Origin of the sequence: Arthrobacter sp. Soc17.1.1.1 (genome assembly GCF_036867195.1) — a bacterium.
Lineage (GTDB): Bacteria > Actinomycetota > Actinomycetes > Actinomycetales > Micrococcaceae > Arthrobacter_D.
This window is the reverse complement of record NZ_JBAJII010000001.1, coordinates 949,799-965,530: the sequence shown is the minus strand read 5'-3', so window position 1 is coordinate 965,530 and position 15,732 is coordinate 949,799. Positions and strand designations below refer to the sequence as shown.

Sequence of the window (15,732 nt, the reverse complement as noted above, 5' to 3'; positions counted from 1 at the left end):
CAGCTCACCCGACCCGGTCCACGACGCTCAGGGCGATCCCGTCCAGGATGTCGTGCTCGCTGGAGACGGCGGTCGTGACGCGCCCGCCGGCCGCCGAGGCGACGCGCTCGACGACGGTCGCCCAGATGAGCGCGCCCGCGCCGATGACGTCGACGCGGCCGGGGTGCATGTAGGGCAGCGCGGCCCGTGCCGCGCGGGGCATGTGCAGGAGGTCCGACGCCGCCGCCGAGATCGCGGGGACGGGGAGCTCTGCGCCGTGGATGCGCTCGGGCTGGTAGGCCGGCAGCCCGAGGGCGTGGGCGGTGACCGTCGTGACGCTGCCCGCCACGCCGACGATCCTCGTCACGCGGTCGAGGGGCACCTCGGCGGCCGCCGCGTCGATGAGGCGCCCGACCTCCGCCGTCATCGCCGTGATCTGCGCCTCGGTGGGCGGGTCGTCGGTCAGGAAGCGCTCGGTGTACCGGACGCACCCCATGTTCGTGCTGAGCGAGGCGACCAGGCCGGCCTCCGTGCCCGCGACGAACTCGGTGCTGCCGCCGCCGACGTCGATCACCAGGACGGTCTCGTCCGCAGCGGTGGCGAGCACGCTGACGGCCCCGTCGAAGGAGAGCCGGGCCTCCTCGTCGCCGGTGATGACCTCGGGTTCCACGCCGAGGCGCTCCCGGATGCCGTCGACGAACTCCTGGCGGTTCTCGGCGTCGCGGGACGCGGAGGTGGCGACGAACCGCACGGGCGGTGCGCCGTGCTCCTGGAGGAGGGCCGCGTACTCCTCCGCGGCGGCGAAGGTGCGGGCGAGCGCTGCCTCGGACAGGCGGCCGGTGGCGTCCACGCCTTCGCCCAGGCGCACGACGCGCATGAGGCGGACGACGTCGGTCAGGACGCCGTCCTCGCTGTCGGCGATGAGCAGGCGGATGGAGTTGGTCCCGCAGTCGATGGCGGCTGTACGCATCAGGTCTCCTCGGTGGGTGCGGCGGAAGGGGTGGGGCTCGCCGGTGGTTCGGCTGCCCTGCGGCGTGCCTCGCGCTTGGCGTCGAGTTCCTCGGCGCTGAGGCCCTGCGTCCGCGTATGACGGCTGAGATCGGCGTGCGGCGCCTGGCCCGTCGTGTCCCAGGCGCCCTCGCAGGAGCAGTGTCCGGGGGTCCACCACGGGGCGATGCGTGCGATGGCCTCGTCGCCGAGCGGGTTGACGCCGGGTCCGGCGGCCAGGGCGTGGCCCACGAGCACGTGGAGGCACTTGACGCGGGTCGGCATCCCGCCGGCGGACACACCGTCGATCTCGGGCACGGGTCCCGTGCCCGCGCGTTCGCCGACGGCCGCGCGGGCCGCCAGGTAGGCCTCGTGCGCGGCGCGGTACCGGTCGGCGAGGTCGACATCGTCGGCCAGCCGCTCGCTCATCTCCGTCATGACGCCCTCGGCCTCCAGCCGTGAGACCGCCGCCGTGATGACGGGGTGGGTGAGGTAGTACGTGGTGGGGAACGGGATGCCGTTGGACAGGCGCGGGGCGGTGGTGGCGACGAGCGGGTTGCCGCAGACGCACCGGGCTCCGATCTCCACGACGTCCCGGACGGGGCGGCCGAGCTGGCGGCTGAGGACATCGAGGTCCCGCGCGCTCGGGGTCCGCGGATCCGCCGCCCGGTCGTGCTGCCGGTGCTCGTCGTCGTGCCCGCCGTGCTGGTCGTGGCGGTCGTGCTGGTCCTGCTGGGTCACGCTGTTCCTTCCTGGGACACCGCGTCCGGGTGTCCTGGTGACGGCCGGCCGGTCTCGGGCGCCGGCCGCCGCTCGCTCAATCCGTTGCCGCGCGCTCGACCGAGCTCCAGAGGGAGTCGACCCAGGGCAGGTCGGCGGGTTCGGCGGTCGAGCCCTCGCCCGTGCCCTCCTCGATGCCCTCGCCACCCTTCACGAGGTAACGGGTCTCCCCCGGCATGACGAGGAAGATGCGCTCGCGCGCCTGCTGCCGGACGAACGCCGGATCGTCCCAGCGTGCGAGTTCGGACTGGTAGTCCGCCTGCTGCTGCTGCTGGCGGGCGATGTCCGCACGCAGGGCGTCGAGTTCGCTCTGCTGCTGCAGGTACCTGCTGACGGACGGCGCGAGGAGCACGATCACGGCGACGAGGACGACGGCGAGGGCCAGCAGCCGCCCGGAGAAGGACTTCGCCGGGATGGGTGTGGCTTCCTCGGCGGGCTGGATCGGCGATTCCACCCGCTTCGAACCGAGCTGGCCCCGGCGGATGTTCCCCGCCAGCTGCGAGCGCTCGGCGGCGCGTGCCTCGGACGGGGAGGACGGCCTCGCCGCGGTCCGTGCTGCGTCGGGGCGCCCGGTCCGGGCCGGCGTCGCGTCCGCTCCGGCAGGATGTGACCTGCCCGTCGCGGGGGGCGCCGCCGCGCGTGGGTCCTTCGTGGCGGAGGGACCGACGACCCGGGGCGCGCCGGGCTTCCGCTGGGAGGCGCCGGTGGGCCGCGCCGGGGCGTGCCCGGCGCCACGGGACCCGTGGTCGATGGTCGGGCCCTTGGTCGTGCCGGGGGCCGGCCGTTCCTCCGCCACAGGCGTCGGACGGCCGGCTCGCGGCACGTTAGGGCGGCGGGCAGTCATGGAGCTCCTCGTCGACGCTTTCGCGTATTGTCGCGTCGGGTCCCTTGCGGGGCCCGTTTAACGAGGGTAACCGCCCTCCTGATCAACTGCCGAGCTTCTACGCGGTGAAACGCGGGAAGGCGCTGCGGCCGGCGTAGCGTGCGGCGTCGTCGAGCTCCTCCTCGATGCGCAGCAGCTGGTTGTACTTGGCCACGCGCTCGCTGCGGGCGGGCGCGCCGGTCTTGATCTGGCCGGCGTTCGTCGCGACGCAGATGTCGGCGATCGTGGTGTCCTCGGTCTCGCCGGAACGGTGCGAGGTGATCGTCGTGTAACCGGCGCGCTGCGCCATGGAGATCGCGTCGAGCGTCTCGGTCAGCGTGCCGATCTGGTTGACCTTCACCAGCAGCGAGTTGGCGGTCTGGTTCTGGATGCCCTTGGCCAGGCGGACGGGGTTGGTGACGAAGAGGTCGTCGCCGACCAGCTGCACCTTGTCGCCGATGGCATCGGTGAGGTGCTTCCAGCCCTCCCAGTCGTCCTCGTCGAGGGGGTCCTCGATGGACACCAGCGGGTAGTCGCGGACGAGCTCCACGAAGTAGGCGCTCATCTCCTCGGTACTGAGGGACTTGCCCTCGAACTGGTACGTGCCGTCCTTGTAGAACTCGGAGGCGGCGACGTCGAGGGCGAACGCGATGTCCGTGCCCGGGGTGTAGCCGGCCCGCTCGACGGCGGTGGTGATGAGGTCGAGTGCGTCGCGGTTGGACGGCAGGTTCGGCGCGAAGCCGCCCTCGTCACCGAGGCCCGTCGCGAGGCCCTTCTCCTTCAGCACGGCCTTGAGCTCGTGGTACACCTCGACACCCCAGCGGAGGCCCTCGGAGTAGGACTGCGCGCCGAGCGGCACGATCATGAACTCCTGGATGTCGACGTCGGAGTCGGCGTGCGAGCCGCCGTTGAGGATGTTCATGAGGGGCACGGGCAGCACGTGCGCGTTCGGGCCGCCGAGGTAGCGGTAGAGGGGCAGGGCCGAGGACTCGGCGGCGGCGCGGGCGATGGCGAGGGAGACGCCGAGCATCGCGTTGGCGCCCAGGCTGGACTTGTTCTCGGTGCCGTCGAGGTCGATCATCGCCTGGTCGATGGCGCGCTGGTCCGCGGCGTCGAAGCCGAGGAGAGCCGGCTGGATCTGCTCGATGACGGCTTCCACGGCCTGCAGGACGCCCTTGCCGAGGTAGCGGTCCTTGTCGCCGTCGCGGCGCTCGTTGGCCTCGAACGCGCCGGTGGAGGCGCCGGAGGGGACGGCCGCGCGGCCGAAGGTGTCGTCGTCGAGCAGCACCTCGACCTCGACGGTCGGGTTGCCGCGGGAATCGAGGATTTCCCTCGCGTGGATGGCATCGATGATGGCCATGGATTTGCTCCTCTTCGTTGGAGTGTAGAAGTTCACATCGTGTTGGGACGTCTTTGTCAGAGCAACGGAGGTGGTGCTCCCAGCCTAGTTCACGCGCGTCCCGGCGTGGGCTGGATCACCGCCGGAGGAGCGCCTGCGCGCTCACGGTCCCCGGGCGGCGTCCCGCTGGTAGTCCAGCACGGCACGCCGCAGGGCGCGCTCCGGGTCGATGCCCGCCGCGAGCGCCCGCCGGGTGAGGCCCAGCAGTTCCCGGCCGAGCTCCTCCTCGGTCGCGCTCCCACCGGTGCCGGCCGGCTCCCGGTCACCGGTGCCGACGGGCTCGCCCGCCCGCCGGAGGGTCTTCGCCGCGAGGGCGAGGGCGGGGAGGTGGCGCGGGATGCCGTCGAAGGGCGAGGTGCGCGCGGGCCGCTCCTGCTGCTTGACGGACTGCCAGGTCGCCACGATCTCGTCCACGGTCGCCGGGAAGCTGTCGCGCAGGGAACCATCGGGCGCGAAGACGTGCGGGTTCCGGCGCACGAGCTTGGCCGTCAGCCCGCCCGCCACCTCCGCGAACCCGAAGGCGCCCTCCTCGGCCTGCAGCTGAGCGTGGAGGACCACCTGGAACAGGACGTCGCCGAGCTCACCGCGCAGTTCGTCCCGCAGCCCGGCCGGCACCGCCGGTGACCGGGCCTGCGCGCGGGCGACGTCGTCGACGGCCTCGTAGAGCTCGTACGTCTCCTCCACGAGGTATTCGAGCAGCGACACGTGGTCCAGTGCGGCGGTCCACGGGCAGTGGCGGCGGAGCAGGTCCACGACCTCCACGAGCCGTTCGACCGCCGCGCCCGGCCCCGCGTGCGTCACGGGGTCGGTCAGGCCGAGGCCTGCCGGGCGGCCGCGTCGAAGCTCTCGGCGACGAACGAGGCCAGCGCCTCGCGGTCCTCGAGGGGCAGGAACGCGGCGTCGACGGCGTTGAGCGTGAGCTCGAGCAGGTCGCCGAGGTCGTAGCCGAAGGTGTCGACGAGCAGCTCGAACTCGCCGGTCAGGGTGACCCCGCTCATCAGGCGGTTGTCGGTGTTCACGGTGACCTTGAAGCCGAGCTGGTAGAGCAGGTCGAAGGGGTGCGCGTCGATGGTGTCGCCGAAGGCCGCGATGGCGCCGGTCTGCAGGTTGGAGGACGGGCACAGCTCGAGCGGGATGCCGCGGTCGCGGACCCAGGAGGCGATACGGCCGAGGTTGGCGATGCCGACCTCCTCGCCGTCGGCGGCGTCCTCGCCCTCGGACTCCTCGATCTCGATGTCCTCGGCGATGCGCACGCCGTGGCCGAGGCGCAGCGCGCGCCCTGCGACGAGCGCGTCCTGGATGCTCTCGAGGCCCGCCGCCTCGCCGGCGTGGATGGTGGCCGGGAACTGCTCGGAGGCGAGGAACGTGAACGCGTCGGCGAAGCGCGAGGGCAGGAAGCCGTTCTCGGCGCCGGCGATGTCGAAGCCGACGGCACCGCGGTCGCGGTGGCGGACGGCGAGCTCGGCGATCTCCTGACCGCGGTCGGCGTGGCGCATCGCGGTGATGAGCTGGCCGACCTGGATGACCCGGCCCGCGGCGACGGCCGCGGCGGCACCCGCCTCGAGGCCCTCCTGCACGGCCTCGACGGCCTCGTCGAGCGAGAGGCCCTTCCGGGTGTGCTGCTCGGGGGCCCAGCGGACCTCCCCGTAGACGACGCCGTCGAGCGCGAGGTCCTCGACGAACTCGCGGGCCACCCGGATGAGGCCCTCGCGGGTCTGCATGACGGCGATGGTGTGGTCGAAGGTCTCCAGGTACCGCTCGAGCGAGCCGGAGTCCGCCGATTCCCTGAACCAGGTGCCGAGCGACGCGGCGTCGGAGGCAGGCAGTTCGTGGCCGATCTCGGCGGCGAGCTCGAGGATGGTGGCCGGCCGCAGGCCGCCGTCGAGGTGGTCGTGGAGGGAGATCTTCGGCAGGGTCTGGATGTCGATGGCGGCGTCGGGGACGGCGTCGTTCTGGGTCTGGGTCACGCTGCCAAGCCTACGCGATCACCCTCACGGCGGGCTGGTCTCGCACGCCGGCTCCGGCTGGTGCCGGGCCTGCGCGGAGGACGTGGTGGGCGCTGCGTCGGGCGATCCGTCGAGGGACGCCTGGAGCGGGGTGGAGCCCCGGACGAGGGCGATCACGCGGTCGACGACGAACCCGATGACGACGGCGATCGCGATGGCCACCGCCACGCCGAGCAGGTGGTTGTTCTGGAACCAGGTCCCGGCGAGCGCGCCGATCCCCACGGAGTACCCTCCCCAGACCACTCCGGAGAGGGCGGTGAGGGCCACGAAGCGCCGGTGCGAGTAGCCCGTGGCGCCGGCGGTGAGATTCACGGCCACGCGGCCGATCGGGATGAAGCGGGCCACGAGGATCAGCGAGGCGGCCCGCTTCGCCAGCTCCGTGCCCGCCCACGTGAACGAGCGCTGCATCCGCGGGCGGCGCATCCAGCGGAAGCGCGTGGTGCCGATCCCCCGGCCGATGAGATAGGCGATGTTGTCACCGATGAACGCACCGAGAGCGGCGACCAGGATGAGCAGCCACGGGTCGGGCACACCCTGCGTGATGACGAGGGACGCGAGGCCCACGACGACGGACTCGCTGGGGAACGGCGGGAAGAAGCCGTCCACGATGCAGCACACGAGCACGAGGACGTACACCCAGGGCTGCTCGGCGGCCGCCAGCACGAAGTCGCTGATGCCGCCGAGTGCACTGGTGATCGCATCCATCGGGTTCCTCCCGCTCGTCCGTCCCGCGTCGGCCCGCCGGAACCGGAGGTGGGGGCGGGCGTGGGACCCGACGCGCGGGGCCGGTCCCGTCCGGACCATGCGTCGCCGCGCGTCTGCCTCCGACGCTACCGGTGGCACCCCTGGCGGGTCGTCGCCCTTCCGGGCGACATGCTCCGGCGGCCGGCTCACCCTCAGGGATGAGGCCGGCCGCCGGAGCCCCTACGGGGAGACCCTGAGCAGGAGCGTCAGGAGATGCGGTCGAGGATGAGCTGCTGCGCGGGTCCGGAGCCCTCGGGGGCGATCACGACGGCGTCGGCCAGTGCCTCGCGGGCACGGTCGAACTTGTCCGGGGTGTCGGTGAGCAGCGTCATGAGCGGCTCGCCCGCGCGGACGGTGGCACCGGGCTTCGCGTGCAGGCGGACGCCCGCCCCGGCCTGCACCTGGTCCTCCTTGCGGGCACGGCCGGCGCCGAGGCGCCAGGCGGCGACGCCCACGGAGAGCGCGTCGAGGCCCACGAGGACGCCGTCGGCCGGGGCGAGGATCACCTCGGACTCCTTCGCGACCGGCAGGGCCGCCCGGGGGTCGCCGCCCTGCGCCTCGATCATCCGGTTCCAGACGTCCATGGCGCGTCCGTCCCTCAGGGCGGCGGCCGGGTCGGCGTCGTGCACGCCCGCGCAGGCGAGCATCTCCTCGGCGAGGCGGACGGTGAGCTCGACGACGTCGGACGGCCCGCCGCCGGCGAGCACCTCCACCGACTCCTCGACCTCGATGGCGTTGCCGGCCGTCAGGCCGAGGGGCGTGCTCATGTCGGTCAGCAGCGCGACGGTGTTCACGCCGGCGTCCTTGCCGAGCGCCACCATGGTCTCGGCGAGCTCGCGGGCCTGGCCGACGTCCTTCATGAACGCGCCGCTGCCCACCTTCACGTCGAGCACCAGGGAGCCGGTGCCCTCGGCGATCTTCTTGCTCATGATCGAGGACGCGATGAGCGGGATCGCCTCGACGGTCCCGGTGACGTCGCGCAGGGCGTAGAGCTTCTTGTCCGCGGGGGCGAGGCCCGTGCCGGCGGCGCAGATGACCGCGCCGACGTCGGCGAGCTGCCGCAGCATGTCCTCGTTGCTGAGGTGCGCCCGCCACCCGGGGATGGACTCGAGCTTGTCCAGCGTGCCGCCGGTGTGGCCGAGGCCGCGGCCGGAGAGCTGGGGCACGGCCACGCCGAACACGGCGACGAGCGGGGCCAGGGGCAGGGTGATCTTGTCCCCCACGCCGCCGGTCGAGTGCTTGTCGCTCGTGGGGCGCCCGAGGGAGGAGAAGTCCATGCGCTCGCCCGAGGCGATCATGGCGGCGGTCCAGCGGGAGATCTCGGCCCGGTCCATGCCGTTGAGCAGGATCGCCATGTTGAGGGCGGCCATCTGCTCGTCGGCGATGGCGCCGCGCGTGTAGGCGTCGATGGTCCAGTCGATCTGCTCGGGCGTGAGGGTGCCGCGGTCGCGCTTGGTGCGGATGATGTCGACGGCGTCGAAGGCTTCGGTCATGGAGGGTCCTCGGGTTGTTCGGCTGGTGGAAGCTGCCAGAAGCTGGTGGGAACTGGTGGAGAAGGGTGCTCAGGCGAGGTGCTGCGGCCCGAAGGCGTCCGGCAGGACCTCGTCCATGGTGCGGATGCCGCTGACGGTCATGAGCACCATGTCGGGTGCCCTGAATTCGTACAGCAGCTGGCGGCAGCGCCCGCACGGCATGAGCGTGGCGCCGTCGCTGTCCACGCAGCTGAATGCGCGGATGCGGCCGCCGCCGCTCATGGCGAGCGCGCTGACGAGGGCGCACTCGGCGCACAGCGTCAGCCCGTAGGAGGCGTTCTCCACGTTGCAGCCGGAGATGATCCGGCCGTCGTCGAGGAGGGCAGCCGCCCCCACGGGGAACTTCGAGTACGGCACGTAGGCGCGGCGCATGGCCTCCGTGGCCGTGGCGGCGAGGGTGTCCCAGGGGATCTCGGTCCCCGGAGTCTGCTGGTCGGTCATGGCGGGTGCTCCTAGCCCTTGATGTAGGGGATGCCGCTGGCGCCCGGTGCCCGCGAGCGGCCCACGAGGCCGGCGACGGCGAAGACCGTCACCACGTAGGGCAGCATGCGCAGGAACTGGTCCGGCACCGGGGTGCCGAGCAGGCTCAGGACGTTGGACAGGTTGGTCGCGAAGCCGAACAGCAGCGCCGCGAAGAACGCGCCGATCGGGTTCCAGCGGCCGAAGATGAGCGCCGCCAGGGCGATGTAGCCCTGGCCGGCCGTCATGTCGCGGCCGAAGCCCGACACGGCCACGAGCGTGAAGAAGGACCCGCCGATCCCGGCCACCACACCGGCGAGCAGGACGTTCATGAAGCGCATCCGGTTGACGTTGACGCCGAGGGTGTCGGCGGCCTTCGGGTGCTCGCCGACCGCGCGCGTGCGCAGGCCCCAGCGGGAGTGGTAGAGGGCCACGTAGACCACGGCGACCGCGACGTACATGAGGTAGCCCACGATGGTCTGCTGGAAGAGGATCGGGCCGATCACGGGGATGTCGGCGAGCAGCGGGATCTCGATGACGGGCAGGCGCGGCGGGGAGTTCCACCGCTCCGAGTCCTCGCTGAGGACGGCGGAGAACAGGAACCCGGTGAGGCCGGAGACGAGCACGTTCAGCACCACGCCGACGATGACCTGGTTGACCACGTAGCGGATGCTGAAGACGGCCAGGACGAGCGAGACGAGGACGCCCGCGACGGCCGCCGCGAGGAGGCCGACGAACGCGCTGCCGGAGAGCGACGCCGCGACGGCCGCTGCGAACGCGCCGAACAGCAGCTGCCCCTCGATGGCGATGTTCACGACGCCCGAACGCTCGCAGAGCACGCCGGAGAGCGATCCGAAGATCAGCGGCACCGCGAGGGTCACGGACCCCGCGAGGAGCCCGTAGAGGGCCACGTTCGGGGTGCGGGCGCTGCCCACCACCCACGTCAGGAAGGCGACGAGGAACAGCACCGCGAACACGGCGAGCACCCACGTGGGGACCTTCTGCCCGGAGCGGGTGCGGAGGATCGCGAGGACCGCGAGGGCGAGCATCGCGAGGGCCGCGATCCAGCCGATCACGGGGGCGGACACGACGATCGAGGGGAGCACGATCGGGTCGTTGTCCTCCGACAGCCGGAACGTGACGTCGTTGCCCGGCGCGCCCAGGGCGAAGACCAGGAGCGCGAAGAGGGCGACGACGGACAGGATGATGGGGTTCTTCCAGCTGCGCACGCCGGCGTCGCCGGTACCGCGGGCGGGATTCTTGCTCTGGTCGCTCTCATGGCGTGCGATCGCTGTGCTCATGCTGCTGCTCCGGTCGAGGCTGGCGTGCGGGTCGAGGCGCCGCCCTTGCCGGCGCGGGAGGCTCCGGGTGCGGGGAGGCGGAACAGCGCGCGGACGAGCGGCGGCGCTGCGATGAAGAGGACGATGAGCGACTGCACCACGAGGACGATGTCGATGCTGGTGCCCGTGGAGGCCTGCATGGCCACTCCCCCGGCCCGGAACGCCCCGAAGAGGATACCGGCGGCGAAGGTGCCCCACGGCGAGGAGCGGCCGAGGAGCGCCACGGTGATCGCGTCGAAGCCGAAGCTCGCGGCGACGCCCGAGGTCAGGACCTTCTCGGTGCCCGACACCTGTGCCACGCCGGCCAGGCCCGCGAGGGCTCCGGCGATGGCCATGGCCAGGATGTAGCCCTTGCTGACGTTGACGCCTGCCGTGCGGGCGGCGCTCGGGTTCGCGCCGACGGCCCGGAGTTCGAAGCCGACGGTCGAGCGGTTCAGCAGCCACCAGACGAAGACGGTGGCGAGCACGGCGACCACGAAGCCCCAGTGGAGGCGGAAGGCCGGTCCGAGCAGCGGCGGGTAGAGCGCCGTCGCGTCGAGCTGGGGACTGATGGGGTTCGTGGACCCCGGTCGCTGGAACGCCGGGGTGCTCAGGAAGTACAGCACCAGGTTCGTCGCGATGTAGTTGAACATGATGGTGAGGATGACCTCGTGGGCGCCGGTGCGGGCCTTGAGGAGTCCCACGAGTCCGGCCCAGACGGCGCCGCCGACCATGCCGGCGAGGATCACGAGCAGCAGGTGGATCCCGGCCGGCAGGTGCAGGGTGAAGCCGATCCAGCCGGCGAACGTCGCGCCGATGAGGATCTGCCCCTGGGCGCCGATGTTGAACAGGCCCGCCCGGAACGCGAGGGCCACGCCGAGACCGGCGCAGATGAGCGGCGTCGCGACGGTCAGGGTCTGCGTCAGGGGGTAGACCACCCGCGTGAAGGTGTCCCCCTCGAAGTTGAGCACGGAGCCCTGGAACAGGGCGAGGTACGCGCTCGAGGCGGCCGTCCACGCCGCGGCCAGGGTGTCCTGGGGGCGGCTGAAGAAGTACGACGACGCCCGGGCGACGTTCTGGTCCGTCACCGCGATGAGCAGGCCGCCGAGGACCAGGGACAGCACCACGGACAGGAACGCGACGAGCGCGTTGCCCGTCATGATGCGCTGCATCAGCGTGGCGTCCGGCCCGGGACCGGCGCCGAGGCCGGCCGCCGTCGCGGGCACGGCCGGGGGCGGCACCTCCCCTCCGGCGGTCTCCACGGCGTTCTCGAGGCGCACCTCGTCCTGGCGGGCGGCGTCTTTCGCTTCCCGGCGCGGGTGCGGGGCACCCTCGCCGGTGGCCGGGACTGCCGGCCGTTCCTCCTGCGGGGTCACAGGTTTCCTCCTTGAACGTCGTGGGCCTGCGCCAGCGCTTCGTCGGCGGGCATGCCGGCCATCATGAGGCCGAGGACATCGCGCGAGACCGCGCCGGGCACGATCCCCATGAGGCGGCCGCGGTACAGCACGGCGATGCGGTCGGCGAGCTCCAGGACCTCGTCGAGCTCCGTGGAGACGATGATGACGGGCGTGCCGCCGTCGCGTTCGGCGACGATGCGGCGGTGCAGGAACTCGATGGACCCGACGTCGACGCCGCGGGTGGGCTGCGAGGCGATGAACAGTTTGAGCGGCCGCGAGAACTCGCGGGCCATGACGACCTTCTGCTGGTTGCCGCCGGACAGGGTGCCGGCCGCGGCGGACGCCGACTGCGTGCGGACGTCGTACTCGGCGATCTTCTCGTCGGCGTTCTTCTCGATGGCCGACGGCGACATGGACAGCCCCTTCGCGAACGGGGCGTCGTCGTACCGGTTGAGGATGAGGTTCTCGGCCACGGAGAACGTACCCACGAGGCCCTCGACGCTGCGGTCCTCGGGGACGAACCCGACGCCGGCGCGGATGATGTCCTTGACGCTGCGGCCCACGAGCTCGTTGCCGCCGAGGGTGATGGATCCCGTGACGTGGTCCTGCAGGCCCATGATGGCCTCGGTGAGCTCGGTCTGCCCGTTGCCCTGCACGCCGGCGACGGCGAGGATCTCGCCCTCGGCGACGTCGAAGCTCAGGCCGTCCACCACGCGCTGCCCGTTCGTGGCCTGCACGGTGAGGTCCCGGACCTTGAAGGTCACCTCGCCGAGCGTGGCGGGCTTCTTGTCGAGCGTCAGGCTGACGGACCGACCGACCATGAGGGACGCGAGTTCCGTGGTGGGAGCGCTCGGGTCGGCGGTGCCGACCACCTTGCCGCGGCGGACCACGGTGATGACGTCGGAGACGGCCTTGACCTCGCGCAGCTTGTGCGAGATGAACACGATCGACTTCCCGTCCGCCTTCAGCTGCGCCATGATGCCGAGCAGCTCGTCGGTCTCCTTGGGCGTCAGCACGGCGGTGGGCTCGTCGAGGATCAGCACCTCGGCGTCGCGGACGAGGGCCTTGATGATCTCGACGCGCTGCTGGACACCGACCGGGAGGTCCTCGACCACGGCGTCGGGATCGACGTCGAACCCGTATTGGTCGGAGATCTTCCGGATCCGCGTGCGCGTCTCCTGCAGGTTCAGCATGCCGCCGGCCTTCGTGGCCTCGTTGCCGAGGGCCACGTTCTCCGCGACGGTGAAGACCGGCACGAGCATGAAGTGCTGGTGCACCATGCCGATCCCGGCGGCCATCGCGTCCCCGGGGCCCTTGAAGGTCACGGGCCTGTCGTCGACCCGGATCTCACCCTCGGTGGGGTCGTAGAGCCCGTACAGCACGTTCATGAGGGTCGACTTGCCGGCCCCGTTCTCCCCGAGCAGGCTGTGCACCTGTCCGGGTTCCACCACGAGGTCGATGGAGTCGTTGGCGACGAGCGATCCGAAGCGCTTCGTGATGCCGATCAGTTCGAGTTTCACAGCTCAGCCTGTTCTGTTGTTCTCACGTCTCTCGTCAGGCGAGAACCCGTGCGGAAGTCACCGGAAAGGATACCGGGTGCGGCTCGGTGCCACGCACCGGGGACGAACGCAAACCGCCTTCCTCCCTGCGGGGATCCGCAGGGAGGAAGGCGGCGTGGATGCGGTGGTCGGTGCTACTTGGGGCTGGCGGCCGAGTCGACCGTGATCTCGCCCGCGATGATCTGGTCCTTCAGCTCGTCGAGCTTCGTCTGCAGATCGGCCGGCACGTTGGCTTCCTGGTCGTGGAACGGCGCGAGCGCCACTCCACCGTTCTCGAGGGTGCCCACGTACGGGGTGTTGTCGAAGTTGCCCTCGACGTCCGTGCTGATGACGTCCTCGACGGCGTCGCCCATGAGCTTCATGACGGAGGTGAGGATGAACTCCTCGCCCTTGCCGGCGGTCTCGTAGCCGTCGGAGTCGACCCAGATGGCCTTGACGTCCTTGCCGGCGCCGTTGGCCTCGATGACGGCGTCGAGCGTGCCGGAGCCCACCGGGCCGGCGACCGGCATGATGATGTCGGCGCCCTCGTTGATGAAGTTCTGGGTGTTGGTCTTGCCGGCGGCCGCGTCCTCGAAGTTGCCGACGAAGGTGCCGTTCTGGCTCTCCTTGTCCCAGCCGAGGAGCTGCACGTCGCCGCCCGTCTCCTCGTTGAAGTAGGCGACGCCCTCGGCGAAGCCGTCCATGAAGATGGTCACGGTGGGGATGTTGATGCCGCCGTACGTGGCGACCTTGCCGGTCTCGCTCGTCGCCGCGGCCGTGTAGCCGGCGAGGAACGCCGCCTGGGCCGTGTCGTAGATGATCGGCTTGACGTTGTCGGCCGTGATCGAGTTGTCGTCGACGATCGCGAAGTTCGCGTCCGGGTTCGCCTCGGCGGCGGCCTTCGTGGTGTCGGCGAGCAGGAAGCCGACGGTGACGGTCAGGTTGCAGCCGGCCTGGACCATCTGGTCGACGTTGGGGCCGAAGTCGGTCTCCGCCTGGGACTCGGCCTGGTTGATCTTGATGCCGAGGTCCGTCTCCGCCTTCTTCAGTCCCTCGTAGCTGGACTGGTTGAAGGAGCGGTCGTCGAATCCGCCCGAGTCGGAGACGATGCAGCCGAGGTAGTCGGAGCTGGCTTCGGTGCCGGCGCCGCCGCCGGACGAATCCTCGGCCGGCGGCGCACCGCAGCCGGAGAGGACGAGCGCCGATACGCCGAGGACGGCGGCGGACAGGCCGGTGCCGCGCGAAAACTTGCGCAGTGAGTTCTTCAAAATGCCTCCAGGAAAGAAATGCGCCACGGGTACGAGTACCAGTGAGTGACCATCCCGGTTCTCATGCGATCCGGGGCTCTGTTGTCACTGGAAGACCGTGGCGCCGCGACACCGTCGGTGCAGCACGTATGCGAACATCCTAAGGGCCAAGTGACGGGGAGCACTACACGGCCCGCCCGGAGGGGAGGATCGTTCGGGTTTCGTTATGCGCGGCGCCCTCCGGGACGGCAGCGGGCGGGGCCGGGGCCGGGGCCCCGGCGTCAGGCGTCGTCGCCGAACACGACCTGGAGGGCGGCGGCGGCCATGACGCGCACGCCGCAGCCGATGGCCCGCTCGTCCGGCGCGTAGTCGCCCCGGTGCAGGTCGAACGTCTCGCCGCCGGGTGTCCGCGTGCCGAGCCTCATCATGGCGCCGGGCACCTCCTGCGTCATCCAGGCGAAGTCCTCCCCGCCCATGGACTGGGGCGTCAGGACGACGGCGTGCGAGCCGAGCTCCGCGCGTGCGGCGGCCTCCAGGAGCCCGGTCTCGGCCTCCTGGTTCACCACGGGAGGCACCCCGCGGATGTGCTCGAGCCTGACGTCCACGCCGAACGGGGCCGCGACCTCGCGCACCGCGCGGTCGAGCATCTCGCCGGCCGAGTGCCAGGCCTCCCCCTCGAGGCAGCGGAGGGTCCCGGACATGAACCCGTGGGCGGGGATCGCGTTGGGGGCGGAGCCGGCATGGATCTGGCCCCACACCACGGACACGGCGCTGCGGACGTCGATCCGGCGCGACAGGACGGCCGGGACGTTCACGGCGATGGAGGCGAGCGCGAAGACGAGGTCCTCGGTCAGGTGGGGGCGCGAGGTGTGGCCGCCGCGCCCGCTGAGCTCGACGCGGATGGTGTCCGACGCGGAGGTGATGGCCCCGATGCGGGTGCCCACCAGGCCCACGTCGATCCGAGGGTCGCAGTGCAGCGCGAGGATCCGCGGGACACCGGTGAGGACGCCCTGCGCGATGACGTCGAGCGCACCGCCGGGCATCAGCTCCTCCGCGGGCTGGAAGATGATCCTCACCGTGCCGGGCAGCCCCTCGTCGGCGTGGATCCCGGCGAGCACGAGCGCGACGCCGAGCATCACGGTGGTGTGGATGTCGTGCCCGCACGCGTGGGTGACGCCCGTCGTGGCGGACTCGAAGGGAAGGCCCGTCTCCTCGATGATCGGCAGCGCGTCGATGTCGGCGCGCAGCGCCAGCCGGAGCGGTCCGCTGCCGACGTCGACGAACACGCCCGTCCCCTCGAGCCGCTGCGGGGAGAGCCCCGCCTGCTCGAGCCGGGCCACGAGGACATCCGTGGTGCGGTGCTCCTTGTAGGACAGTTCGGGGTTGCGGTGCAGGTCGCGCCGGATCTGCACCAGCTCGTCGTGGAGCTGCTCGAGGGCGGCTCCCACCCGGGAGGTCGGCGTCTGCGTGATGAACGTTTCCA

14 protein-coding genes are annotated in these 15,732 nt (G+C 71.5%); all 14 read right to left on the bottom strand.

The features are described from left to right. Positions 1 to 4 precede the first annotated feature (4 nt). Positions 5 to 952 (bottom strand): Ppx/GppA phosphatase family protein, encoded by a 948-nt coding sequence (locus V6S67_RS04525; RefSeq protein WP_334211516.1) that lies wholly within the window; start codon positions 950 to 952, stop codon positions 5 to 7. Beyond that, on the bottom strand, positions 949 to 1,707 hold the full coding sequence (locus tag V6S67_RS04520; RefSeq protein WP_334209115.1) for a DUF501 domain-containing protein: 759 nt from the start codon (positions 1,705 to 1,707) through the stop codon (positions 949 to 951). Before V6S67_RS04520 ends, V6S67_RS04525 begins: the two co-directional genes overlap by 4 nt. A gap of 76 nt (positions 1,708 to 1,783) precedes the next feature. Then, positions 1,784 to 2,590: a septum formation initiator family protein gene (locus V6S67_RS04515; protein ID WP_334209114.1), complete on the bottom strand. Its 807-nt coding sequence runs from the start codon at positions 2,588 to 2,590 to the stop codon at positions 1,784 to 1,786. A gap of 97 nt (positions 2,591 to 2,687) precedes the next feature. Next, entirely contained in the window at positions 2,688 to 3,968 is a 1,281-nt protein-coding gene (gene eno / locus V6S67_RS04510) for a phosphopyruvate hydratase (RefSeq protein ID WP_334209113.1), read from the bottom strand. 141 nt (positions 3,969 to 4,109) lie between these two features. Then, the gene (locus V6S67_RS04505) at positions 4,110 to 4,808 is read right to left on the bottom strand and encodes a MazG nucleotide pyrophosphohydrolase domain-containing protein (RefSeq protein ID WP_334209112.1); all 699 of its coding nucleotides are present in this window, start codon (positions 4,806 to 4,808) and stop codon (positions 4,110 to 4,112) included. 8 nt (positions 4,809 to 4,816) lie between these two features. Then, complete coding sequence (locus tag V6S67_RS04500) at positions 4,817 to 5,974, bottom strand: adenosine deaminase (protein ID WP_334209111.1); 1,158 nt, start codon at positions 5,972 to 5,974, stop codon at positions 4,817 to 4,819. 24 nt (positions 5,975 to 5,998) lie between these two features. Then, entirely contained in the window at positions 5,999 to 6,718 is a 720-nt protein-coding gene (locus tag V6S67_RS04495; RefSeq protein WP_334209110.1) for a DedA family protein, read from the bottom strand. Between the two features lie 245 nt (positions 6,719 to 6,963). Further along, positions 6,964 to 8,250 carry a thymidine phosphorylase gene (locus tag V6S67_RS04490; protein WP_334209109.1) on the bottom strand — a complete coding sequence of 429 codons (1,287 nt, stop codon included), beginning with the start codon at positions 8,248 to 8,250 and terminating at the stop codon, positions 6,964 to 6,966. Positions 8,251 to 8,319: 69 nt separating this feature from the next. Beyond that, positions 8,320 to 8,730 carry a cytidine deaminase gene (locus V6S67_RS04485; protein ID WP_334209108.1) on the bottom strand — a complete coding sequence of 137 codons (411 nt, stop codon included), beginning with the start codon at positions 8,728 to 8,730 and terminating at the stop codon, positions 8,320 to 8,322. An 11-nt stretch (positions 8,731 to 8,741) separates the two neighbouring features. Further along, a complete protein-coding gene (locus V6S67_RS04480; protein ID WP_334209107.1) occupies positions 8,742 to 10,049 on the bottom strand; it encodes an ABC transporter permease in 1,308 nt (435 codons plus the stop codon). Beyond that, entirely contained in the window at positions 10,046 to 11,443 is a 1,398-nt protein-coding gene (locus tag V6S67_RS04475) for an ABC transporter permease (RefSeq protein ID WP_442884690.1), read from the bottom strand. The genes V6S67_RS04480 and V6S67_RS04475 overlap by 4 nt, the downstream gene beginning before the upstream one ends. Further along, entirely contained in the window at positions 11,440 to 12,984 is a 1,545-nt protein-coding gene (locus V6S67_RS04470) for an ABC transporter ATP-binding protein (RefSeq protein ID WP_334209106.1), read from the bottom strand. The genes V6S67_RS04475 and V6S67_RS04470 overlap by 4 nt, the downstream gene beginning before the upstream one ends. 173 nt (positions 12,985 to 13,157) lie before the next feature. Beyond that, positions 13,158 to 14,270 (bottom strand): BMP family lipoprotein, encoded by a 1,113-nt coding sequence (locus V6S67_RS04465; protein ID WP_334209105.1) that lies wholly within the window; start codon positions 14,268 to 14,270, stop codon positions 13,158 to 13,160. A gap of 260 nt (positions 14,271 to 14,530) precedes the next feature. Then, positions 14,531 to 15,697, bottom strand: a complete 1,167-nt coding sequence (locus V6S67_RS04460; protein ID WP_442884848.1) for an amidohydrolase — start codon at positions 15,695 to 15,697, stop codon at positions 14,531 to 14,533. Between the last annotated feature and the right edge of the window lie 35 nt (positions 15,698 to 15,732).

Bases quoted from the DNA above. Each gene is read 5' to 3' on its own strand.
- V6S67_RS04515 (WP_334209114.1), bottom strand. From the start codon at position 2,590: ATGACTGCCCGCCGCCCTAACGTGCCGCGAGCCGGCCGTCCGACGCCT.
- eno (WP_334209113.1), bottom strand. From the start codon at position 3,968: ATGGCCATCATCGATGCCATCCACGCGAGGGAAATCCTCGATTCCCGC.
- V6S67_RS04495 (WP_334209110.1), bottom strand. From the start codon at position 6,718: ATGGATGCGATCACCAGTGCACTCGGCGGCATCAGCGACTTCGTGCTG.
- V6S67_RS04490 (WP_334209109.1), bottom strand. From the start codon at position 8,250: ATGACCGAAGCCTTCGACGCCGTCGACATCATCCGCACCAAGCGCGAC.
- V6S67_RS04485 (WP_334209108.1), bottom strand. From the start codon at position 8,730: ATGACCGACCAGCAGACTCCGGGGACCGAGATCCCCTGGGACACCCTC.
- V6S67_RS04480 (WP_334209107.1), bottom strand. From the start codon at position 10,049: ATGAGCACAGCGATCGCACGCCATGAGAGCGACCAGAGCAAGAATCCC.